The following is a 23,524-nucleotide window of genomic DNA, read 5'->3' on the forward strand; positions in this document are numbered from 1 at the left end:
GTAAGTGTCAGCGATGCATTATTGGCATCGATCGTGTTGTCGGTCGCGGTGATCTGGTCGCCATTGTTGGCAGCGACAGCATTCCCGCTACCCACCAAGTCCAGGCTCGAACCGGCATCCAGCGTGATACCCGCATCGCCGTTGGCGTTGATCGTATCCAGATAGTTGCTACCGCCATCGTTGCTGATCTGGATCGTGTCGCCCGCGCTGGCATTGATCGTGTCGTTGCCGTCGCCGGCACTGTCGATCAAAGTCGCACCGCCATCCATATCGATCGCGTCGTTACTGCTCGTTACCGTGCCCTTGCTATTGGCATCGATCTCCAGTGCATTGCCGCTGCCGTTTAGCGTGCCGCTGCCATTGAAGGCCAGTGAACCGTTGCTCTGCGATATCGTGAAGTTCGTGCCATCGATGGTGTTCTGCACATCACCACTGTCAGTTAGCGACAGCGTGTCACCGCTCGCCGCATCGATCGTGTCGCCGCCCGCCGTCAGTTGATCATTGGCATTCGTGGTGACGATGTCATCGATACCGTCGACGCCAAGGCCTGAGTCACCGGCCGCATCGTTAATAGATCCATCGTTAATAAAATAATAATTATTATTTCCCTGGTTATTCAAATCGTCACTTGCGTTGCATTGCAGCGTGTTACCCGATCCTTGAACTGAGCCACTGACCCCTTCTAAAAAATTAAAACTTGAATTAGACGCAACGACGTTCAAATAACCATCCTGAGAGATACTCACTGATCCGTTATATCCCTGAAGGTTAAATGTTCCATCGGAACTGTAACTGCTAGAGATGTCGCCTGTTAGACCGGCCGATGTCGCCTGCAAGGAAGATACCGAACCTAAAGAGGCCGTATCATTATTGACCAATTGACCGTTATCAATCTGATCAAGCGCATTATATAAATTTTGTTGCCTATTAGCGACAACACTGGGTTGATTAACCGCTTCCGTTGTATTATTTATAAAATTTTGAATATCTTCTAACGAAAAGTTTCCCGTTCCGCTCACCAACTGTAATGTTTGGCCACTAGCCATATTAACCGACTGGCCTTGTAAATACGCAAGCATGCCATTCGCAGGAGCAGTGTAGGGACTTGCCGGGTCTAAGCCGCTAAGTGTGTATTGGTTGTTATAGTCGATCAGCGCCAATTGAAGGTCTTGACTATTTTCGATATCAATACCAACTTGCGGATTTGTCTCAAGTAAGTTACCAACTAAATTAGATATAAAATCCTGGTATTGCGTCAGCATATCATCAGTAAATTGATCTAAAGTAGAGGCGGGTATCGTCTGAAGTTTGCTGTCAAGAGCCGCCAGCTGATCAGCACTCAATCCTCCATTACTACTCAATTCCGAAATATCACTTTGAGTGAAACCGTTTGCCAATAAAAACTGCGAAGCAACGCCATTATTTCCGACATCAAATTGCAAAAGTCCAAAGGAATAAGTACTACTTCCACCAGCGAAACTAAAGACGTTAGCCGAGTTTCCCGACTCAGTGTCCGTAAAGAGCGTGCGCAACTGTTGAATTGACACGGTATTACTGTTATAGCCACTCGTAGCCATGTAATTTCCTTATAAAGTAACTGACAATTTAGACGTCAATATCTAATTTGACGTCGACTAACCACCAAAGCATTTGCGGTTGGTAAACTCAATCAAGTTCAAATCATTCTCTTTATCATTTTCATAATCTTCGAACGAGAAATGCCCAATAAATTTATCGGCGCAAATTATGACATTCCTCCTCCCTTTGTCCGAAATCATTGTGCAATATGCACCATATGTTTGATCACTGTTTGCATAGCCAACTGGTAACGACACCAAACGATGGCATTCAATAAGACGCTTACCACCTTCCTCAGAAAGCTTCTTATTAAAAAAGACCACTTCCTCATTCGGATCTCGGTGAAAAACGACATTTCTTTGTTGACCGTCTATGGCCATAGGTATGGGTCTAGCGTTGACGATCCATTCGACGTTCTTGCGGAGAAGTGCGATTCTTGTTGTATATGCATCCTTTAGACAATTAACGTCTTCACAAGAATCTCTGGCATAAGCTAGCCAATTTCTTTGTTCCTTGATTAATGTGGTTTTGCTTGCCGACGACGCTGACTCCAGTGCCGATTTATAAGCTTTGTTTAAATCGACATCTAACGCACTAAGTTTGGCGTTAGAACATATCAACCGCTCAGCTATCACGGCCGATTTATCGCAGTTAAATCCAGCAGCAAAAACAGCGCTGGAAAAAAGCGCGACGCTCAAGACAAGGAATTTTTTCGAAAACATTTTTAGCTCCTCAAACAATCCGTAGTTTCATTTTTTGTAACTTTCACAGACAGACAATTCATAGATAAATTATTTAGCTTGCGCTTATCAATTAATTATCTTTCATGAAAGCTGCTACTAACACGCTGAATTAGCGGACTGAGCAGATAACTTACAATCCTTCTTCTTCCGGTCTTAACCTCCGCCGTCACCGTCATACCCGCCGACAGATAGATCTTTTTACCCTCAATCATCATGCTGTCTGAGGGCAGCGCAATCTGCGCCGTGAACACCCACTTCTTCTTGTCACTATCGTCCTGCTTGGCGTCGTTGGACACTTGCACCACCGTCCCGTGCAGCACGCCGTAGCGCGTATAGGGAAACGCCTCGACCTTCACTTCCGCAGGCTGTCCTTCTTTGACGAAGCCGATGTCCTGGTTATCGATAGTGGCCTCGACCATTAGCTGGCTGCTTTTTGGCACCACGGTCATGATGGTTTGGGCCGGGCTGACCACGCCGACTACGGTATGGATGGCAAGCTGCTGCACTGTTCCGTCCACTGGGGCGACCAGGTGCATAAGGCGTGTGTGATCGCGTGCTTTGGCCAGATCGCTTGCCGACGACGCTGCCTTGGTCTCGTCGTCCTGGATTTTTTCCAGCCAGGTGCGGCGCGTCTGCGCGACATAGGCATCGCGTTTGCGTTTGCTTGAATCCAGCGTGGCTTGTGTCTCCAGGAGCTTGGCTTTCTGCTCCGCGAGATCCTGCTTCATCTGGATAACCGCTTGCTGCTCGTTGTAATAGTCGTGAAGGCCCACGTAGCCTGGCACGATCAGCTTTGCGTAGTCGGCTTCCTTGGTTTCCTCGATGGGCAGCGTGCCTTGCAGCTTGGCAATTTCCGCCCGCGTCTCGCCTAGCGTCGCTGTCGCCTGGTCGATTTCCGCGTCCATTTCTTGCACGCTGCTCAGGTATTCGGCGTATTCACCGGCGAGTACGTGACGCTGGGTCGCTAGATCATCCGCACTCCGATCGGGAGAGGGCAGCAATACGGGCTGCCTGTGGTTGTCGATTGCTGCGAGCAATGCGTGTCCGCGCGTCGCTTCATCGCGCGCCTCGGCCAGCGCCGACTGCGCTTCGCTTGCGTTGCTCTTGGCATCGGTAGCATCGAGATCGACCAATGCATCACCCTTTTTGACGACCTGCCCGTCTGCGACATAGATGGCCGTTACCACCGCGGTATCTTGCGACTGGATGGTTTTGACTTCGCCGTTGGGCGCGATTTTGCCCTGGGCGGTGGCCATTACGTCGACCTTGCCAAAGCTCGCCCATAGCAGCGCGAAGACCAGCAATGAGACGATAACTCCCATGGCCCAGCGCGGCGCCGGGTGAATGGGTGTATCGCGCAGGGCCAGAGCTGCTGGCTGAAATTCTGTTTCATGCCGCAGCCGCGCGGGCGTGTCGAGCGCAAGGCGCATGCCCCAGGCAGCCCGGAACACTTGCCCATAGCGAGTGGTAAGGTCACGGGTCGCCAACCATCTCATTTTCAGCGTGCTCATGTCTGTTGCAACCGATGCAGGCGGGCGTAGTGACCCGCCTGGATTTGCAGCAACTCGCCGTGGCCGCCTTCCTCCACGATGTTGCCGCGTTCCATGACGACGATGCGGTCGGCATCGCGAACGGCCGATAGCCTGTGCGCGATGATGATCACGGTGCGTCCCTGGCAGATGGCGCGCATATTGTTTTGAATGATGCGTTCGGATTCGTAATCGAGGGCACTGGTGGCTTCGTCGAAGATCAGGATGCGTGGGTTGTTGATCAGCGCGCGCGCGATGGCCACACGCTGCCGCTGCCCGCCGGACAAAGTCGAGCCGTGTTCGCCGACCATGGTGTCGTAGCCTTCGGGCAGTTCGAGGATGAAGTCGTGCGCGCCGGCCAATTTGGCTGCGGCGACAACATTTTCCAGTGGCGCGCCCGGATCTGTGAGCGCGATGTTTTCGCGCAACGATCGGTTGAACAGGATGTTCTCCTGCAGCACCACGCCAATCTGGCGCCGCAGCGAGGAGACATCGACCATCGCCAGGTCCATGCCATCCACGAGTACCCGACCGCGTTCTGGCACGTACAGGCGTTGAATCAGCTTGGTGAGGGTGCTCTTGCCCGACCCGGAGCGCCCGACGATGCCGATCACTTCGCCGGCATTGATTTTCAGGTTCACGCCATGCAGGACTTCGGGTGTATCCGGGCGATAACGGAAGGTCACCGCATCGAGTTCGATGCGTCCTTCTAGCCTGGGCATCGTACTGCGACTGCCGCTGGTGGCTTCCCCCGGCGCATTGAGAATGTCGCCCAGACGCTGCATGGAAATGCCGGTCTGCTGAAAATCGGTCCATAGCTGGGCGATGCGCATGATGGGTTGCGCGACGCGCCCCGCCAGCATGTTGAATGCAATCAGCTGGCCGACGGTCATATCCCCATCGATGACCAGTCGCGCACCGATCCAGATTGTCGCGACCGTGACCATCTTGCCGACAAAGTTGACGCCTTCACGCGCCACCGTACCGAGCGCAACGGTGCGGAAACCGGCTTCGACGTAACCGGCCAACTGGTTGTCCCAGCGCCGCATGGTCTGCGGCTCAACGGCCATGGCCTTGACCGTGTCGATACCGCTGATGGTTTCCACCAGAAAGGACTGGTTATCGGCGCCGCGATTGAATTTCTCGCGCAACCGTGCACGCAGCGCTGGCGTCAGCGTTACGGAAAGCAGCACATAGACTGGCAGCGATGCCACCACGGCCAGCGTCAGCCAGCCGCTGTAAAACAACATTACGCCGATGAATACAAACGAGAACAGCACGTCCATCACCAGTGTGATGGCGTTACCGGTCAAGAAACTGCGGATGTTTTCCAGTTCACGAACGCGCGCCACGGAGTCGCCTACTCGCCGCGAGCGAAAGTAGGTAAGCGGCAAGGACAATAAATGGCGGAAAAGCCTTGCGCCCAGTTCAACGTCGATGCGACTGGTGGTGTGCGCAAATACATAAGTACGCAAGCCGCTGAGCAAGGACTCGAAGATCGAACAGAACAATAATCCGATCGAGATGACGTCGAGCGTGGTGAGGCCGCGATGAACCAGCACCTTGTCCATCACCACCTGGAAAAATAATGGTGTGGCGAGGCCTATCAACTGCAGGAAAAATGAAACGACGAGGATTTCACCCAGAAGTTTGCGGTATTTGACCACTGCCGGAATGAACCAGCTAAAGTCGAACCGCGTCAGTTCGCCTGCGATCGATGCACGCGACGTAAACAGCATCACCTTGCCCGACCACCGCCGCGCAACCTCATCGTGCGAAAGCAGCTGGGGACTGCCGTGCCGTGGATCCTGGATGAGTACTTTCTTTTCGTTGGCGCGCGCTATCACATACATCGTGCCATCAGGATCGACGGCCAGCGCGGGTAACGCCAGATGATCGAGGCGGCTTAACTTCGCATCCACCAGCTTGGTCTTGAAACCCAGCCTGGCCGAAGCATGGCGAATGAGATCGGTGTCGAAAGGACGACCCGGTTCGCCAAACTCATGAAGAACCTGCGCGGGATCGACGGGAATACCGTGAATGCGCGCGATAATGACCAGACACGCAAGCCCCGTGTCGGACGCCTCGGCTCCTGTCGCCGCCGCGTGTATTTCCAGCGCCATATAACATCCCTGACATACAAGACAGCCACATCAAAGAGCGACTGAGCTATTCCTTTAGCTGCATATAAAGGTTGGCTGGTGCTCCCCCTGAACAAATGCTCCGTCAAGCATTACTCGTCGTCAACGAGCAAGATTTTGCGCTTTAAGAATTTTCGAATTGCGCGCTCGCCATTACGCAGGCAGCGGAGAGGGCAGTCTATGACCGACGGGGCAAAAGCCGTCCGCAAGCCATACAGAAGCGCCCGTTCGGTGATGCAGACGCTTTCTGTGTTCACTGCAGGCCAGCCGTGGCCGGCGCGGTAATCCAGTGGTCGGCAAGCAGGAAAGCAAACAACGCCATCAGGTAGACGATGGAGTATTTGAAGGTCCGCATCGCGAAGTATTCGTCCGGCGGGTTCATCATGCGGAAAGCGTAGTAGAGGAAGCCGGCGCCAAGCACCGCCGCACCACCGAAGTAGATCAGGCCGCTGTGGCCGGTGATGGTCGGTAGCAGGCTGACGATGACCAGCAGGATGGTGTAGAGCAGGATGTTCCAGCGGGTGTAGCGCACGCCGTGGGTGACCGGCAGCATCGGGATTTCCGCGCGGGCGTAGTCGTCGCGGCGAAAGATGGCGAGCGCCCAGAAATGCGGCGGGGTCCAGACGAAGATGATCAGGCATAACTGTAATGCGAACGGATGCAATGCGTCCGTCACGGCTGTCCAGCCCAATACCGGCGGGATCGCTCCGGCCAGGCCGCCGATCACGATGTTCTGCGGCGTCGCGCGTTTCAGGTAAGCGGTGTAGACCAGCGCATAGCCGATCAAGCCGCCGAAGGTGAGCCACGCGGTGAGCCCGTTCACCAGCAGCGCCAGCACCAGCATCGAGACGATGCCGAGCATGATCGCGAACACCAGCACTTGTCGCGGCCTGAGCGTGCCGGTCGCCAGCGGACGACGCGCCGTGCGCGCCATCAATTTATCGATGCGCTCATCGATCAGGTGATTGAACGCGGCGGCGGAGCCGGATGCCATCCAGATGCCGAGCGTGCCGAAGACCAGTGCGCGCCATGGCGGGATACCGGGCACGGCCAGAAACATGCCGATCACGGCGCAGAACACCAGCAGGGCTACGACCCGCGGCTTGGTCAGCTGCAGGTATTCGCGGACCAGGCTCATGCGATGGTTTCCATGGATGCGGACTGCCACGGTTGCAAGCGCGCGAAATTCGCCAGCAGCGTAAACAGCAGCAGCGCCGCACCGCCGTTGTGCAGCGTGGCGACCGGCAGCGGCAAACCGAAATGCACGTTGCTGATGCCCAGCACTACCTGGATGACCAATACCACGCCAACCGCCACGCCACCCAGGCGGAAACCGTTGCGTGCCAGCCGATGCGATAGCCACGCGAGGTAGCAGAACACCACCAGCGCACCGAGGCGATGCGTTATCTGGATCGCACTGCGCGCGGCCATGTCCAGAATGCCGCCTTCGTAGTTCACGCCGATCTCGCGCCACAGCACGAAACCCTGGTGGAAATCGGTGGGCGGCGCCCATTGCCCGAGGCAGGTCGGAAAGTCGGTGCCGCAGGCCAACGCCGCGTAGTTGGCCGAGGTCCATCCGCCGAGCGCGATCTGGCAGGCGAGCAGCACCACGCCGATCACCACTGCCCTGCGCAAGGTTGCGTAATGGTTATCTGGTGCACCGATGCCGTGGTAACGCAGCGCGGCATAGGCAAGCAGCCCGAAGGTAGTCATGCCGCCGAGCAGATGCCCCATCACCACGATGGGTTTGAGCAGCAAGGTCACCGTCCACATGCCCAGCATCGCCTGGAAAATAATCACCGCCAGCGCCAGCACGCTCATCTTGAACGCGGCGCGCTCGCGCAGCCATATTGCACCCGCGGTCGGCAGCAGGATGGCGAGCAAGGCGAACCCGGACGACCATTCGCGTTCGCCATGCAGGTAGAGCGAGATGCCGATTGCCGCAAATGCTGCGCTGAAGACAATGGCTAATAGCGTGATGCGATCACGCCGTGCGGCCAGCAAGGCCAGGATCACCACCAGCACGCCCAGCGTACCGGCAAGCATGCGGTGTACCTGTTCGCGCCACGCCTTGTTCGCTTCGTAAGGCCGATCCGGAAATGCCGCATCGGCCTGCGCCACCGCCTGCGCATGCTGCGGCCAGGTGGCCCTGCCATAGCAGGTGGGCCAGTCCGGGCAGGACAGGCCGGCGTTGGAAAGCCGCACGAAGGCGCCGAACATCACCAGGCCAAAGGCAAAAACCGCCGCCAGCACGGCGAGATAAGGCAGTATTTTTCGGAGTCGCAACGACATCAGCGGATGACCTTCTGCAGATCCTTGCGCAGTCCGCTCGGATCGAAACCGGCAGGATAGCGCGTCAGCGCCGTGCCGTCGGATTCCACCAGCACGGCGCTGACGCTATCGGGGGTGGCCGGGCGATAGGCGGCGAGGCGACGGTCCACATCGGTGCCGAGGGCCCAGTAGTTCTTCATGCCGTTGGTTGCCGCGTCTGCCGGCGGCTGGCCCAGGTAAAGCAGGCGCAGCCGAGGCGCGTTGTTGTTGAGCGTGATCCGCGCGGCAGCCATCTTGGTCAGCACTTCCACGCAATGCGCGGCGCAATCCGGGCCGGCCAGCGCAATCAGGGTGAGCCGTGGCGAGCTATCGCGCCATGGCCAGGGCTGTCCATCGGCAAGCCGTACTTGCAGGTGTTCCTGCGCAAAGTTGCGCTGCGGCAGGATGGGCGCGCCATAGCCCTTGCCGGTGGGCTGCCAGCCGCTGAGGTTGAGCAAGGCCGCCGCGATGATCGGCGCCGCGAATAAGCACACCACCAGCAGGAATTTCAGACGGCTGGCGCGCTGGTTGGGTTGGGTAGTCATGCGTGTCCGGTAAATGGCTGTTCTCCCCGCGGGAGAACATAACTATGGCTGGGATTGGTTCTTCGCACGCGGCTTTTTCCGATGCAGTACCACGAACATCACCACGGCTGCGACGGCGAACGCAAACCACTGGAAAGCATAGGCGCGATGCCTCGCGGGCGGCATCGAGGACAGGTCGAGCGTGTGCACCCGCACATAGATGGCGGCTGGATCCGCATCCAGCGACAGTACCCGCGGATAAAGCGTGGCGTGCAGGTCAGCGGCAACCTGGCCCAGGTCGAGATAGATGGTGGTCTTCGGCCATTGGCTTTGCCGCGCCAGTGCGTTGCCGCCCATTTCCAGGCCGGTACCCGGCGCGGGTTCGTATAGGCCTTGCAGGGTTTGTCCATCGGTTGGCAGCGGCGGCAGTTGCGGCGCCTGGTCCGTGCCGTTGCCAGGCAGGAAGCCCAGGTCGACCAGCAGCCATTTGTTTTGATGGATGGGCTGGAACGGCGCATACACTTCCACCCCACCCAAGGCATCGTGCTTGGGATTGTCCAGCAGGTAGAGGCGATCGGCCAGGTAGCGGCCTTGCACGCGCACACGCGGATAGACGTCTTCGGGCGGGTTGGCGGTCACGGCGGCGAAGTCGCGCGGCGGCGCGCTGGCCGCTGCGGCATACCGTCGCAGAAGTTCGTCCTTGTCATCGGCGCGGTGCAGTTGCCAGATGCCAAGACGCACAAAAACAAGCACGCCGGCCAGCGTAAGCAACACCGACCACCATGCCGGCCGCCGCATCCCGCTCACGCGGCGGCTCCGCGATGGATGGCTATACTGGCGTTGTCGGCTTCGAACCTGCTCAGGTCAATCACGTGGAAACCATCTACAAAATCGCGCTGGTGATCATGTTCCTGGTGGTGGTGTTCAACCTTGGCCAGGCCCTGTATTTCATGATGACGGACAAGGATGGCAGCAAGCGCACGGTATGGGCGCTGACCCGGCGCATCGGCCTGTCCCTGGTGCTGATCGCGATGGTCATCGTCGGCATCAGGATGGGGTGGATCCACCCGCATGGGGTGGGGCAATGATTGTAGCGGGGCGCCCTGCAATGGCGCTTGGTTGCGACGTTTAGCGCAGCGTAGCTTTCTCTTTTTTCATCTGAGGAGAGAGACAAAAAATCCGCTCTGTCTTGAACAAGACGGACGACGCTCTTGGTCACCCATCCAGGCAAGCCCCGGCCCTCACCCCGGCCCTTTCCCCGAAGGGGAGAGGGAGGAACGCAAAAAGCCCGCCTTTTTGGCGGGCTTTTTGTCGGGTGCGGCATCGTCTTTAGAGAATGTAGACGAACATGAAAAGCCCGAGCCATACCACGTCCACGAAATGCCAGTACCAGGCCACGGCTTCGAAGCCGAAGTGGTGATCCTTGGTGAAATGCCCGGCCAGCACGCGCAGCCAGATGATCGCCAGCATGATCGTACCAAGCGTCACGTGCAGGCCGTGGAAGCCGGTAAGCATGAAGAACGTGCAACCGTACACGCCCGAACCCAGCGTGAGGTTGAGCTCCCGGTAGGCCTCGATGTACTCGCGCGACTGGCAGAGCAGGAAGGTGGCGCCCAGCAGCACGGTGAAACCGAGGAACCACAGTACCTTGCCGCGGTGACCGGCTTTCAGCGCATGGTGGGCAATGGTCACCGTCACGCTGGAGCTGAGCAGGATCAACGTATTCAACAGCGGCAGGCCCCACGGCACCACTGTCTCGAAGGCACCGCCAACGTGCGCCGGTCCGTTGCCGCCGCCGGCGCCCCACGAAGCGGCGTAATCGTTCCACAGGAACTGATGGGTCAGCACGCCATGGCCATAGCCACCCAGCCACGGCACCGAGAACATGCGGACGTAGAACAGCGCGCCGAAGAACGCGCCGAAGAACATCACCTCGGAAAAAATGAACCACATCATGCCCATGCGGAACGAGCGGTCGACCTGGTTGTTGTAGCGGCCGGCCATCGATTCATGGATCACCGAGCGGAACCAGCCGAAGAACATGCCGAGGATGCCGACGAAGCCGATGATCAGCAGCGTCTTGCCGAAGCCGCTTTCACCCGGCTCGGCATTGAGCCAGTGCGCCGCGCCGAACACGGTGAGGAACATGACCACGGCGGCCACGATCGGCCACTGGCTCTTGCTCGGTACGTAATAAATGTCGTGCTGCTGACCCATGGTGTCGTTCCCGTAGATGTTCCTGGTGACCTACGCCCCCGCTTTCGCGGGGTTTACTGCATGAGCGAATCGATGGCTTGCTGGTGAATCTGCGGATGATGCTGCAGCCACAGCATCTGCGCGATCGAGAACACGAACACGGCGACGGCAACTGCGCCGATCACCAGCGCGGTGCGCCGCGCACGACGCAAGCGCCGCGCCTGTCCCGCCTCGAGCGGCTGATGATCCAGCTTCAAGCGTTCAATCCTCGACATGGCCATGCGCGAGTTCCTCGTCGTGGATTACCGGAGCGATCGCGAAGGTGTGGTGCGGCGCCGGCGACGGCACGGTCCACTCCAGGCCCCGGGCGCCTTCCCACACGCGATCGGTGGCTTTCTTCCTGGAGAACCACACGCAGTGGATGATGACGCCAAGGAAGATCAGCTGCGAGGCACCGAACAGGAAGCCACCGATCGAGCTGATCATGTTGAAGTTGGCGAAGGCCACGTTGTAGTCCGGGATGCGGCGCGGCATGCCGGCCAGCCCGAGGAAATGCTGCGGGAAGAACAGCACGTTCACCCACACCACCGAGTTCCAGAAATGCATCTTGCCCCAGAACTCGCTGTACATGTGCCCGGTCCACTTCGGGATCCAGTAATACGTGGCGGCGATGATGGCGAAGATCGCACCGGTCACCAGCACGTAGTGGAAATGCGCCACCACGAAGTAGGTATCGTGATACTGGAAGTCCGCCGGCACCAGCGCCAGCATCAGGCCGGAGAAGCCGCCGATGGTGAACAGGATGACGAAGGCCACGGCGAACAGCATCGGCGTTTCGAAGGTCATCGAGCCGCCCCACATGGTGGCGACCCAGTTGAACACCTTCACGCCGGTCGGCACCGCGATCAGCATGGTGGCGTACATGAAGAAGATTTCAGCGCCCAGCGGCAAGCCCACCGCGAACATGTGGTGCGCCCACACGATGAACGAGAGGAAGGCAATCGACGCGATCGCGAACACCATCGCCTTGTAGCCGAAGATCGGCTTGCGCGAGAAGGTCGGGATGATCTCCGAGATGATCCCGAACGCCGGCAGGATCATGATGTACACCTCGGGATGACCGAAGAACCAGAACACGTGCTGGAACAGTATCGGATCACCGCCACCGGCGGCATCGAAGAAGTGCGTGTTGAAGTACTTGTCGGTGAGCAGCATGGTCACCGCGCCGGCCAGCACCGGCATCACCGCGATCAGCAGGAACGCCGTGATCAGCCAGCTCCACACGAACACCGGCATCTTCAGCAGGTCCATGCCCGGCGCGCGCATGTTGAGGATGGTCGCGATGATGTTGATCGCGCCCATGATCGAGCTGATGCCCATCAAGTGCACCGCGAACACCACATAGGCGAGCGAAGCACTTTGCAGCGACAGCGGCGGATACATGGTCCAGCCGCCGGCGGGGCCGCCGCCCGGCAGGAACAGCGTGGACAGCAGCAGCGCGAAGGCGAACGGCAGGATCCAGAACGACAGGTTGTTCATGCGCGGCAGCGCCATGTCCGGCGCGCCGACCATCAACGGGATCATCCAGTTGCCGAGGCCCACGAAGGCCGGCATTACCGCGCCGAAGATCATCACCAGCGCATGCATGGTGGTCATCTCGTTGAAGAAATACGGCTGCACCAGCTGCATGCCGGGCTTGAACAGCTCGGCGCGGATCACCATGGCGAAGCTGCCGCCGATGAAGAACATCAGCAGCGAGAACACCAGGTACAGCGTACCGATGTCCTTGTGGTTGGTGGACATCACCCAGCGCTGAAAGAAGTTCAGGTGCTCGTGGTGTTCGTCGTGATGCTCATCGTGGTGGTCGTGGGCGGCTGCTTGGGCCATAACCTTGAACCTCTACCGTATGAATGCGTTGTCGTGAACTGCGTAAGCAGCCTGAAAGATCAACCCTGGGCCGCGTGCGGCGGCGCGACCTGTGCCGTCGCCTGCGCGGGTGCCGGGGTCGTGGCGGCCGGCGCCGGCGCGGCAGGCTTCTGCTGGTCGGCCAGCCACTTGGCGAAGTCCGCCTTCGATACCGCCTTGACCACGATCGGCATGAAGCCATGATCCTGGCCGCACAATTCCGCGCACTGCCCGCGATAGACGCCGGGCTGCTCGATGTTGGTCCAGGCGGCGTTGATCACGCCCGGGATCGCGTCCATCTTCCAGCCCAGCGCGGGTACGAACCAGGAGTGGATCACGTCGTCGGCGGTGATCACGAAGCGGATCTTGGTATCGACCGGCACCACCAGCGGGTGATCGACGTTCAGCAGATACGTGTTCTCGTCGCCCACCTTGACCGCATACGGATCGAGGCCGGAATTGAGCTGGCGGGTGGCGTTGCTCTGGTCGTCCAGCTTGGACATGAAGCCGACGTGGCTGATCGGCTTGCCTTGGTAATCGACGTAGTCGTAGCGCCATTTCCACTGGTAGCCGGTGACTTTCACCGTCATCTGCGCGCCGGTGGTATCGGCGAACTGGCGCAGGCCGTTGGTCGCCAGCCAGGCCAGCGAAATCAGGATGATGATCGGGATGGCGGTCCAGATGATCTCGATGGTGGTGTTGTGCGACCACTTCTCCGCCACCGCGCCGCGCGACTTGCGGAAGCGGAACATGGCGATGAACATCGCGCCGAACACCAGGATGCCGATGACCACGCAGACGCCGAGCGCCACGTTGTTCAGCAGGTACGGCACATTCGAATACGTTGTCACGCCGGGCGTGAGATTGAGCTGCCCGGGCTGCGGATTTGCCTGTACGGTGCCGCCGGACAAACCCAGGGCTGCCAACGCCAGCGCCCCCATCCCCTGCCTAACGCCCCTGAACCTGATGCCGTGCTTCCCGATGCCGCCAGCTGTCATGTTTGCACCTTTGTTGAACCTACCTGCGCGGCTGGGATTGAACATCGGCCAGCAGCACCTTGAGTTTCCGGAACAGCGCGGTGCGTTCCTCTTCGGCGAGGAAAGCCCCGACCTCCAGCTTGCGTCCGTGCGACGACAACAACAATCGGTAACGCCCCTCCCCTGATTCCAGCAGCACGCGCACCCAGTAGGGCTGGAATCGCGTGCAGCGGCAACCCGGCAGGGTTTGCACCTCCAGCGACTCGGCGTCGAGGGTGATGCGTTCGCTGCGGTCGCCGGCCCGCCAGGCCACGCTCAATGCGATAGCCACCGCGGAAGCCTCGATCAGGGCGAACAGCGGAGCGAACACATCGCCCTGCCACGCTCCCAGACCTGCCGTTATCAACGCCAGGGCAGCCAACACCAGGATCAGCCGACGCAGGCCGCGCCGGCTGAGTACGCGATTGGGCCGAAGCCACAACACATACGGCAGGCCGCCGAGGGCTGGTCGAAGCACGATCATGAAAGTCCGGCGTGCCTGGAACGTTCCCGATCATAGGCCGCGATGCAGCGACGGGCAAGGACGGGTGCAGCGCGCAAGCTACGCTTGCACGCGCGGCATATGCGATCAAAACAAGCCATTCGGGCGAGGGATACAGGGTGCTGCGCGCGTTCGTGCCGCAGCGCGGATACGTCACACGCCGGAGCGCTGCGGTTGCCACAGGTTGCTACAAATTGTCGCGGTCTGGCGCGAGGGCTTTTCGAGGACCCCGATTCGCAGCGGCCGATGCCATCGACCCGGCGGATGCGCTCGTACCTCACCCCACCGTACAATCGTGCGTTCCCCTACCGTCCCAGCAGCCGCACGCCATCGTGACCCAACCCATCCTTACCCCCGAACTGCCGACCGGTACCGAGCCGGCTCGTGCGCGCATCACCGCCGCCTGGCTGCGCGACGAAACCGAAGCGGTCAACGACCTGCTGGCCCAGGCCACGCTGCCGCCGGTCGAGCGCGAAAAGGTGATCGACCTGGCGGCCGACCTGGTCACCCGCGTGCGCGCCCGCGCCAAAGACCAGAGCGCGGTGGAATCGTTCATGCGCCAGTACGATCTTTCCAGCGAGGAAGGCGTGCTGCTGATGTGCGTGGCCGAGGCGCTGCTGCGCATCCCGGACAAGGCCACCGCCGACAAGCTGATCCGCGACAAGCTGGGCGACGCCAACTGGAAAAAGCACTTGGGCCAGAGCGAGTCGCTGTTCGTCAATGCCTCCACCTGGGGATTGATGCTCACCGGCAAGCTGGTCAATCTCACCGAAGACACCCGCCACGATTTTGCCGGCGCGCTGCGCCGCCTGGTCGGCCGCGCGGGAGAGCCGGCGATCCGCCTGGCCGTGCGCCAGGCCATGCGCATCATGGGCCACCAGTTCGTGATGGGCCGCACGATCAACGAAGCATTGGATCGCTGCGCGAAGGGCGAGTACGCGGCCTATCGCTATTCCTACGACATGCTCGGCGAATCGGCGCTCACCCACGACACCGCCGAGCGCTACCAGCAGGATTACCGCAATGCGATCGGCGCCATCGGTGCGCGCGGTCCGTTCGCCAATCACACGGACGCGCCGTCGATCTCGGTGAAGCTGTCCGCGCTGCATCCGCGTTACGAAGTGATGAACCGCGCGCGCGCGCGCCGCGATCTCACCGCCAAGCTGCTGGAGCTCTCGCAGCTGGCGATGAAGCAAGGCATCGCGCTGTCGGTGGATGCCGAAGAAGCCGATCGCCTGGAACTGTCGCTGGACATCATCGGCGAGGTGTTCGCGCATCCGTCGCTGCAAGGCTGGAATGGCCTGGGGATCGTGATCCAGGCGTATTCCAAGCGCACCCCGTTCGTGATCGACTGGCTGATCGAAACCGCTCGCGCCAGCGGCCGCCGCTGGTACGTGCGCCTGGTGAAAGGCGCGTACTGGGATGCCGAGATCAAGCGTGCGCAGGAACTGGGCCTGGCCGGTTATCCGCTGTATACGCGCAAGCCGAACACCGATGTGTCCTACCTCGCCTGCGCGCGCAAACTGTTCGACGCGGGCAGCGACCTGATCTATCCGCAGTTCGCCACCCACAATGCGCATACCATCGCGGCCGTGCACCACATCGCGCATGGGCGTCCGTTTGAATTCCAGCGCCTGCACGGCATGGGCACGGACCTGTATGCCGAAGTGATCGGCAAGCAGAACCTCAATGTGCCGTGCCGCGTGTACGCGCCGGTGGGCACGCATGAAGACCTGCTTCCCTACCTGGTGCGGCGCTTGCTCGAGAACGGCGCCAACACCAGCTTCGTCAATCGCGTGGTCGACGAAAGCTTGCCGGTGCGCGACCTGGTTGCCGATCCGTGCGAAACGGTGCGCCGCTTCGCGGCCCAGAATCAATCAAATCTGTCGCATCCGCGCATTCCGCTGCCGGTCAATCTGTTCGGTGACAAGGCTGCGCTTGCGCAGCATTCCAATTGGGTCTCCAGGAAGAATTCCATGGGCGTCAACTTCTCCAACGATAATGAATTGAAAGCCCTCGCCGAGGCGATCAACGCGAAGTCCGGCGCGTGGAACGCCACGCCGCTGGTACCGGGCGCACAAGGCAGCGGCCCAACCGTGCCGGTCACCAATCCGGCGGATCGTCGCGACCAGGTTGGCAGCTACCTCAGCGCCGATGCCGCGCTGGTCGACAAGGCGCTGGCCAACGGCGTAGCCGCCCAGCCGAACTGGGATCGCCTGCCCGCCGCCAGCCGCGCCGCGATCCTGGAACACGCCGCCGATCAGCTCGAAGCCCGGCGCGGTGAATTCACCGCGCTATGCGTGCGCGAAGCCGGCAAGAGCCTGCCCGATGCGATTGCCGAAATCCGCGAGGCCGCCGACTTCCTGCGCTACTACGCCGCCATGGCGCGCCGCCTGTTCGGCCATCCGGAACAACTGCCCGGCCCGACTGGCGAAAGCAATCAATTGTTCTTGAACGGCCGCGGCGTGTTCGTCTGCATCAGCCCATGGAATTTCCCGCTGGCAATTTTTCTCGGCCAGGTTTCCGCGGCCCTCGCCGCCGGCAACAGCGTGATCGCCAAGCCGGCCGAGCAGACCAGCCTGATCGGCTACGTCGCGGTGAAGTTGCTGCATGACGCCGGCGTACCGGCGGACGTGCTGCAATACCTGCCGGGCGACGGCGCGGTAGTCGGCGCCGCCCTCACCAAGGATCCGCGCGTGGCCGGCGTGGCCTTCACCGGCTCCACGGAAACCGCCTGGGCGATCAACCGCGCGCTCGCCGCACGCCATGCACCGATCGCCGCGCTGATCGCCGAAACCGGCGGCCAGAACGCCATGATCGCCGATTCCTCCGCGCTGCCCGAGCAAATCGTCAAGGACGTGATCGCCTCGGCTTTCCAGTCCGCCGGCCAGCGCTGTTCCGCCGCGCGCGTGCTGTTCGTGCAGGAAGACATCGCCGACAAAGTCATCGGCATGCTTGCCGGCGCGATGGCGGAATTGAAGGTGGGCGATCCGGGGCAGTTGTCCACCGACGTCGGCCCGGTCATCGACGACGATGCGCTGAAAATCCTTACCGACCATGCCGCACGCATGGATAAAGAAGCCAGCAAAGTCGCCGAGGCCAAGCTCGATCCGGCCGGCACCGCCCATGGCACCTTCTTCGCCCCGCGCGCCTATGAAATTCCGTCGCTGGACGTACTCAAGCGCGAAGTGTTCGGGCCCGTGCTGCACGTGATCCGCTGGAAGGGCAGCGACCTGCCCAAGGTCATCGAGCAGATCAACGCCACCGGCTACGGCCTTACGCTGGGCGTGCACAGCCGCATCGACGACACGGTGGAATACATTCGCAGCCACGCGCGCGTCGGCAACTGCTATGTCAACCGCAACCAGATCGGCGCGGTGGTCGGTGTGCAGCCGTTCGGTGGCGAAAGCCTCTCCGGCACCGGTCCCAAGGCCGGCGGGCCGCACTACCTGCTGCGGTTCGCGGGTGAGCGCACGCTTACCATCAACACCACGGCGGCGGGCGGTAACGCCTCGCTGCTGACGATCGGCGAATAATTGTTGGTGAAGCAGCCTTGCCGTTCCGGCAGGCGCTTTGCGGACATCCTTTATCCAACCCTCTCCTTGGCGGGAGAGGGAGGCCGATTGCGTTTGGCCAGGGTGTCGCCAGGCGCCGCCGTGCGATCGGAATGTTCCATGCGACGATTAATCCTGCTTCTGCTGATATGCCTGGCGGCGTCCACGCGGGCCGCAAGCTCCAGCCAGGACGAGCAACATTTCGTAGCCTCGCTGCACGTGGGCAATGCTCCCCGGGTGCGCTATCTCGACGCCGATGGCAGGCCACTGGATTACACCGCCTTCGCGCTGCAGTTGCACAGAGGCAGCCACTACAGCATTACCGGTGACAGCCATGCCGGCATGGCGATGCTGCGCCTGCGCCCGCCCGGCGCCGGGCCAGGCCAGCCAGGGCGATTTGCGTTCGGGCGCGGCGCCGTGTTTCCTCCGTTCGCATTGCCATCCTGGCAGGGTGGCATGCGGCGGCTCGACGATTTCCGCGGCCACTACATCCTGATCAGCTTCTTCTTTGCCGAGTGCGCACCCTGCATGGCGGAAGTGCCCACGCTAAACGCCTACGCACGCGAACATGGCGACATGGATTTCATCGCCATCACTTATGAAGATGCGGCGACCGCCCATCGCTTCGTGAACGATCACGGCCTGACCTGGCGCGTACTTTATGATGCCCAGGCACTGACCGACACACTGGGCATCGGCATCTATCCCACCTTGATGCTGGTCGATCCATCCGGCCACGTGGCCGGTGCCGCCGTCGGCATGTCGATGCACGACGATTCCGCCAAGCGTCTGGCCGACCTCCGCGGATGGATCGCGCAATGGAAGCGCGCGACGCAGTAGGCGAGAACATCGCTGACGCCATGCACTCCAGCAACTTGCACACATGGCGCGCGACACGAGCCGATACGTGATGTGCTGACGCACCACTCGGCGCGGCTGCCGATCGAGTTGTGCGCCGCGCCAATCATGTCGGCGCCGACCGTGCTAGAACTTGCTTCTGCGCCGAAGAGGGTCGGCACGGGGGAAGGTTCGGGCATGTCACAGCTGGCGTTCGAAGCACGTTATTACCCGCGTCGCATGACCTCGCAGGCAGTGGACGCCGATCCGCGTGCACTGGCCGCCGACATTCCGCCGAACATGCTGGTGCACCTCACTGAACTGGCTGCTCGACGCGGCCTCGCCACCGAATCGTGGTTCGTCGGGACGGAGATCTCGCGCCAGCAGATCGATGATCCCACGCTGCGCGTTTCCTATCGGCAAGCTCGCACGATCATTGCACGCGGATTGAACGCGATGCGCGAACCCGCACTGGGCCTGCTGATCGGCCGCAACGAAACCATCGGCAGCTTCGGGCTGCTTGGCCTGGCCATGATGACCTCGCGCAACTTCGGCGAAGCCATGCGCGCAGGCATCGAAAACCATAAGATTTGCGGCAGCCTGCTGGACGTGGATGTCACCACGGTCGATCCACACACGGTAGCCATACAAGCATGGCCGCGCTTTGGGGAAACCGAACTGCTGCCGTTCCTGTGTGAGGAGCTGTTCGCCAGCTCGCTTACCATTGCGCGTGAACTGGTCGGATCCAGGTGGGTGCCCTCGCGCATCGAACTGACCTATCCCGCGCCGCCTCATGCCGATGAATACGCCGCCCTGTTCCGGTGCGAGGTGCACTTCGGCGCGCAGCACAATCGCATCCTGGTCGACAGCGCCTGGCTGGAATATCCGCTGCCCGGCTATAACCCGCTTACATCGCGCCAGGCGCTGGCGCTTTGCCACCAGCAACTGCGTGGCGGCAGTCGTTCCGATGAAATCGTCGGCTCGGTCGAACGCCTGCTGCGCAGTCGCCTGCGCGAACATCCCCGGCTTACCGAAGTGGCGCGCACGCTCCATCTCAGCGAACGTTCGCTGCGGCGCAAACTTGCCGACAGCGGGCGCATCTTCCGCGAAATCCACGACCGCGTGCGCGCCGAGCGCGCGTTCGAACTGCTGCACGCCGGGCAGCTGAGCGTGGCCGAGATCGGCATCGAACTGGGTTTCAGCGATCCGCGCGAATTCCGTCGCGCCTTCAAGCGCTGGACGGGCATGCCGCCGCAGCTGGCCCGGCGCAGCATGCGCTGACGGAGCGCACGCGGTCCACGCCTGCCATCGTTCGCTGCGCGCGCGGCGAGCTATGTCGCAGGGCGCATCAGCTGGACTTCTGCTTCCGCTTTGCCCCGCGCATCCTTTCCGCCGCCTGCATCTGATGCGCTTTCATGATCGCGCCGATCAATCCGGGAAAGCGTTGTTCGATTTCCGCGCAGCGCGTGGTGTTGTGCATTTCCACACCTTGCCGTTCGCTGCGTATCAGGCCTGCCTCGCGCAGTGCGCGGAAATGCTGTGAAAGCGTGGATTTGGGAATGTTGCGGTCGCTGACTTGCAGGAAATTGGAGCAGGTGGCGCCGCTGGAAATGGCCAGCTGCGCATAGATGGCGGCGCGCACGGGATCGGATAGCGCATGGAGGATGCCCTCCACGGTGATGTCCTCGATCGATGGGTGAACCAGCGGCCTCATGAATTTATGTTACCAGCCCCTTGACTTCTAGTTCCATAGTTCATAAGTTACGAACTATGGAAGTTAGGAACTTCCTCCGTCCACACTCATCGTCGAGGCAAACATCATGAGTAAGCTGAAAGGTAAGGTCGCCATCGTTACTGGCGCATCCAAGGGCATCGGCGCCGCGATTGCCAGGTCACTGGCCGCTGAAGGCGCTTCGGTGGTGGTGAATTACGCATCCAGCAAGGCTGGCGCAGACGCGGTCGTGGCCGAAATCGGCAAGGCCGGCGGCAAAGCCGTCGCCGTGCGCGGCGATGTTTCCAGCGCGACTGACGCACAAGCCATCGTCGACGCGGCGATCCAGCACTATGGCAAGCTGGATATTCTCGTGAACAATTCAGGCGTCTACGAGTTCGCTCCGCTCGAAGCGATCAATGAAGAGCACTACCACAAGCAATTCAACGTCAATGTACTTGGCCTGCTGCTGGCCACCCAGGCAGCCGCCAAGCACCTTGGCGAAGGCGCGAGCATCATCAACGTGGGTTCCCTGGTGACGCGCATCGTGCCGCCCGGCAGCGCCGTATACACGGCCACCAAGGGCGCCGTGGACGCCATCACTGGCGTGCTGTCGCGCGAACTGGGCCCGCGCAAGATCCGTGTAAATGCATTGAATCCGGGCATGGTCGAAACCGAGGGCACTCATTCGGCCGGATTCATCGGTTCGGATTTCCATAACCAGGCCGCGGCGCAGACGCCGCTCGGCCGTATTGGCCAGCCGAACGACATCGCCTCGATTGCGGTGTTCCTGGCCTCCGACGATTCGTATTGGCTGAGCGGCGAACATCTTTACGCCGGCGGCGGCGCTCGCTGATCGATCCGCCGCAGACCGAAGCGCACTCATGCGGGTGCGCTTCGGTCGACGTCATCCAGGCGACGCGCTTACTGCCGGTGTACGTTGCCGTCGCCAATGCCCAGGCAGATGCGCAGGAAATCCGGGCGTCCGCGCGGCACGGCGACGTGCACGTTTTTATTTGTCCCTTCCGGCACGGCAGCCGATGGCACATTCGCCCAGCGCCTGCTTGTGGCGCCTGCATCATCGCCGATGCTTGCGAACCGACGTCCAATCCAGCGAGCGCGCATGACGGTAGCCTCCATCTGTTGAGATGCACTCAAGATAGGCGCACCCGGCTTCCCGCAGTAGCGATGGTTTGGCAAGACAGCCTTGAATCAAGTTCAAGCTGAGGCCGCCTGCACGGAAGCCTGAGCCGGCGCGGGCTAACCGTTCGAACGCTGAAGCGAACCCGGCCGCCAACTTCACACAGGCAGACCGCCTTGCCCCCCGTATCGGTCCCTCTCTCCTTCCTTCCAGCGCCCGGTTTGGGAGACAGTGGGCAGATGCCACCGATGGTGTGAGAGGCTGCGCGGGAACCGTTCGCTGCTCACCATGTCGGCGGCCATTTCGATATCGGCCATTATCACGCCGTCACGGCCATGATGCCGCCACGCACGCATATAGTCAGCAGTTAGCGAATTGAGGACACCCCGTTGCTCGCAGACGATCAAGGCACGCCACGCATGAATCCGCTCAATCGGCCTGACCTGCTTGCCGAACTGCAACGCCTGCGCCATGCACAGGCGCGCGATCCGCTGCCCGGGTGGCCGTCGCGCGCGCGACGGTTGCGTGCATTGGAGGCGTTGGTACGTGAGCATCGCGGCGAAATCGCCAATGCCATCAATACCGATTTTGGCCGCAGGCCACGCGAAGAAACCGAAATGCTGGAAATATTTCCCAGCCTGTCGGCGATCCGCCATGCGCTAAGTCACGGCCGGCGCTGGATGAAGCCACGGCTTGGCTGGGCCAACCTGGCCTTCCTTCCCGCCGGGACTGAAATGCGGCCGCAACCGCTCGGTGTGGCAGGCATCATCGTGCCGTGGAATTATCCGCTGTTCCTGGCAGTGGGGCCGCTCGTCGACGCCCTCGTTGCCGGTAATCGCGCCATGCTGAAGATGAGCGAGTATACGCCGCGCTTCTCGCAGCTCTTCGCCGAACTGGTGGCGCGTCATTTTCAGCCGGATGAGGTAACGGTCGTCACCGGCGATGCGGCGACAGGACAAGCCTTCGCCGAGTTGCCGTTCGATCATTTGCTGTTTACCGGTTCCACTGCCGTGGGCCATCACGTGATGCGCGCGGCATCGACCCATCTCACCCCGGTCACGCTGGAGCTTGGCGGCAAATCGCCGGCCATCATCGGTCCTGGTGCGCGCTTCGATCACGCGGTGGAACGCATCGTGCTGGGCAAGATGCTCAATGCGGGGCAAACCTGCATCGCACCCGATTACGTGCTGCTGCCGAAGTCCAGCGTCGAACGCTTCCGCTCGGTGGCACGCGACGCGGTGGCGCGCCTTTATCCGGATCTCTTCGCCGGTACGCAGTACGCCAGCATCGCCACCGATCGTCATTACCAACGCCTGGTCGGCTTGCGCGATAGCGCGGTGAGCGCCGGTGCGCGCAGCGAAACGTTATGCGATGTCCCGGACCTTCCTGCGCAACGGCTGCTTGCGCCGACCTTGTTGACCGACGTGCGCGACGACATGCCGGTGATGCAAGAGGAGATCTTCGGCCCCTTGCTGCCCTTGGTGCCCTACGAACATCTCGACGAAGCCATCGATTATGTCGCCACGCACCCACGTCCGCTCGCGCTGTATCTGTTCGAGCAGGACCGTGCCAGCATCGATCACGTACTCGCCCGCACCCATGCCGGCGGCGTCAGTGTCAACGATACGATCTATCACATCGCCCAGCATGGCCTTCCCTTCGGCGGCATTGGCCCTTCCGGCATGGGCGGGTATCACGGCGAAGCCGGCTTCCGCACCTTTTCGCATCTGAAGCCGGTGTTTCGCCAGGCACGCTTCAATGGCACGGGCCTGTTCAATCCGCCTTACGGGAAGCGTTTCCGGCAGATGCTGGAGCTTTTATTGCGCCGGGGTTGAAT

At 60.9% G+C, this 23,524-nt stretch carries 20 protein-coding genes; 6 read left to right on the forward strand and 14 right to left on the reverse strand.

Features of this window, described 5'->3' with window-relative positions; translation table 11 throughout:
• The 8 genes from ISP15_RS12175 to ISP15_RS12210 all read right to left on the reverse strand — a co-directional run.
• Positions 1–1,577, reverse strand: a 1,577-nt coding sequence (locus ISP15_RS12175) for a beta strand repeat-containing protein (RefSeq protein WP_404547682.1), incomplete at its 3' end; no start/stop codon positions are given.
• Positions 1,578–1,634: 57 nt separating this feature from the next.
• A complete protein-coding gene (locus tag ISP15_RS12180; protein WP_404547684.1) occupies positions 1,635–2,300 on the reverse strand; it encodes a lysozyme inhibitor LprI family protein in 666 nt (221 codons plus the stop codon).
• Between the two features lie 95 nt (positions 2,301–2,395).
• On the reverse strand, positions 2,396–3,832 hold the full coding sequence (locus ISP15_RS12185; RefSeq protein ID WP_404547685.1) for an HlyD family type I secretion periplasmic adaptor subunit: 1,437 nt from the start codon (positions 3,830–3,832) through the stop codon (positions 2,396–2,398).
• Positions 3,829–5,973, reverse strand: coding sequence for a type I secretion system permease/ATPase (locus ISP15_RS12190; protein ID WP_404547687.1), 2,145 nt, complete (start codon positions 5,971–5,973; stop codon positions 3,829–3,831). The genes ISP15_RS12185 and ISP15_RS12190 overlap by 4 nt, the downstream gene beginning before the upstream one ends.
• A 271-nt stretch (positions 5,974–6,244) precedes the next feature.
• Entirely contained in the window at positions 6,245–7,129 is an 885-nt protein-coding gene (gene cyoE / locus ISP15_RS12195) for a heme o synthase (RefSeq protein WP_404547689.1), read from the reverse strand.
• The gene (locus ISP15_RS12200; protein WP_404547690.1) at positions 7,126–8,283 is read right to left on the reverse strand and encodes a COX15/CtaA family protein; all 1,158 of its coding nucleotides are present in this window, start codon (positions 8,281–8,283) and stop codon (positions 7,126–7,128) included. The genes cyoE and ISP15_RS12200 overlap by 4 nt, the downstream gene beginning before the upstream one ends.
• Positions 8,283–8,846 (reverse strand): hypothetical protein, encoded by a 564-nt coding sequence (locus ISP15_RS12205; RefSeq protein ID WP_404547692.1) that lies wholly within the window; start codon positions 8,844–8,846, stop codon positions 8,283–8,285. Before ISP15_RS12205 ends, ISP15_RS12200 begins: the two co-directional genes overlap by 1 nt.
• A 42-nt stretch (positions 8,847–8,888) precedes the next feature.
• Positions 8,889–9,632 (reverse strand): SURF1 family protein, encoded by a 744-nt coding sequence (locus ISP15_RS12210; protein ID WP_404547694.1) that lies wholly within the window; start codon positions 9,630–9,632, stop codon positions 8,889–8,891.
• A 65-nt stretch (positions 9,633–9,697) separates the two neighbouring features.
• Between ISP15_RS12210 and ISP15_RS12215 the strand changes: the two genes are divergently transcribed.
• Positions 9,698–9,913, forward strand: a complete 216-nt coding sequence (locus ISP15_RS12215; RefSeq protein ID WP_404547903.1) for a twin transmembrane helix small protein — start codon at positions 9,698–9,700, stop codon at positions 9,911–9,913.
• A 241-nt stretch (positions 9,914–10,154) separates the two neighbouring features.
• Here the strand turns inward: ISP15_RS12215 and ISP15_RS12220 are convergent, their stop codons facing one another.
• From ISP15_RS12220 to ISP15_RS12240, 5 genes are all read right to left on the reverse strand, one after another.
• Positions 10,155–11,042, reverse strand: coding sequence for a cytochrome c oxidase subunit 3 (locus ISP15_RS12220; protein WP_404547696.1), 888 nt, complete (start codon positions 11,040–11,042; stop codon positions 10,155–10,157).
• Positions 11,043–11,095: 53 nt separating this feature from the next.
• Positions 11,096–11,278, reverse strand: coding sequence for a hypothetical protein (locus ISP15_RS12225; RefSeq protein WP_404547699.1), 183 nt, complete (start codon positions 11,276–11,278; stop codon positions 11,096–11,098).
• 4 nt (positions 11,279–11,282) lie between these two features.
• Positions 11,283–12,908 carry a cytochrome c oxidase subunit I gene (ctaD, locus tag ISP15_RS12230; RefSeq protein WP_404547702.1) on the reverse strand — a complete coding sequence of 542 codons (1,626 nt, stop codon included), beginning with the start codon at positions 12,906–12,908 and terminating at the stop codon, positions 11,283–11,285.
• 59 nt (positions 12,909–12,967) lie between these two features.
• Positions 12,968–13,867, reverse strand: a complete 900-nt coding sequence (gene coxB, locus ISP15_RS12235) for a cytochrome c oxidase subunit II (protein WP_404547704.1) — start codon at positions 13,865–13,867, stop codon at positions 12,968–12,970.
• Positions 13,868–13,943: 76 nt separating this feature from the next.
• Positions 13,944–14,426, reverse strand: coding sequence for a DUF2244 domain-containing protein (locus ISP15_RS12240; RefSeq protein WP_404547707.1), 483 nt, complete (start codon positions 14,424–14,426; stop codon positions 13,944–13,946).
• A gap of 350 nt (positions 14,427–14,776) precedes the next feature.
• Here ISP15_RS12240 and putA point away from each other — a divergent pair, with 350 nt between their 5' ends.
• From putA to ISP15_RS12255, 3 genes are all read left to right on the forward strand, one after another.
• Positions 14,777–17,980: a bifunctional proline dehydrogenase/L-glutamate gamma-semialdehyde dehydrogenase PutA gene (gene putA, locus ISP15_RS12245; RefSeq protein WP_404547709.1), complete on the forward strand. Its 3,204-nt coding sequence runs from the start codon at positions 14,777–14,779 to the stop codon at positions 17,978–17,980.
• A gap of 138 nt (positions 17,981–18,118) precedes the next feature.
• Complete coding sequence (locus tag ISP15_RS12250) at positions 18,119–18,838, forward strand: TlpA family protein disulfide reductase (protein ID WP_404547711.1); 720 nt, start codon at positions 18,119–18,121, stop codon at positions 18,836–18,838.
• Positions 18,839–19,033: 195 nt separating this feature from the next.
• The gene (locus tag ISP15_RS12255; RefSeq protein ID WP_404547712.1) at positions 19,034–20,116 is read left to right on the forward strand and encodes an AraC family transcriptional regulator; all 1,083 of its coding nucleotides are present in this window, start codon (positions 19,034–19,036) and stop codon (positions 20,114–20,116) included.
• A gap of 67 nt (positions 20,117–20,183) precedes the next feature.
• Here ISP15_RS12255 and ISP15_RS12260 read toward each other — a convergent pair whose 3' ends face one another.
• The gene (locus tag ISP15_RS12260) at positions 20,184–20,549 is read right to left on the reverse strand and encodes an ArsR/SmtB family transcription factor (protein WP_404547714.1); all 366 of its coding nucleotides are present in this window, start codon (positions 20,547–20,549) and stop codon (positions 20,184–20,186) included.
• A 106-nt stretch (positions 20,550–20,655) separates the two neighbouring features.
• Between ISP15_RS12260 and ISP15_RS12265 the strand changes: the two genes are divergently transcribed.
• The gene (locus ISP15_RS12265) at positions 20,656–21,402 is read left to right on the forward strand and encodes a glucose 1-dehydrogenase (protein ID WP_404547716.1); all 747 of its coding nucleotides are present in this window, start codon (positions 20,656–20,658) and stop codon (positions 21,400–21,402) included.
• A gap of 704 nt (positions 21,403–22,106) precedes the next feature.
• On the forward strand, positions 22,107–23,522 hold the full coding sequence (locus tag ISP15_RS12270; RefSeq protein ID WP_404547719.1) for a coniferyl aldehyde dehydrogenase: 1,416 nt from the start codon (positions 22,107–22,109) through the stop codon (positions 23,520–23,522).
• Positions 23,523–23,524: the final 2 nt, after the last annotated feature.

It is taken from the genome of Dyella jejuensis, from assembly GCF_044904675.1.
Taxonomy (GTDB): domain Bacteria; phylum Pseudomonadota; class Gammaproteobacteria; order Xanthomonadales; family Rhodanobacteraceae; genus Dyella_B; species Dyella_B jejuensis.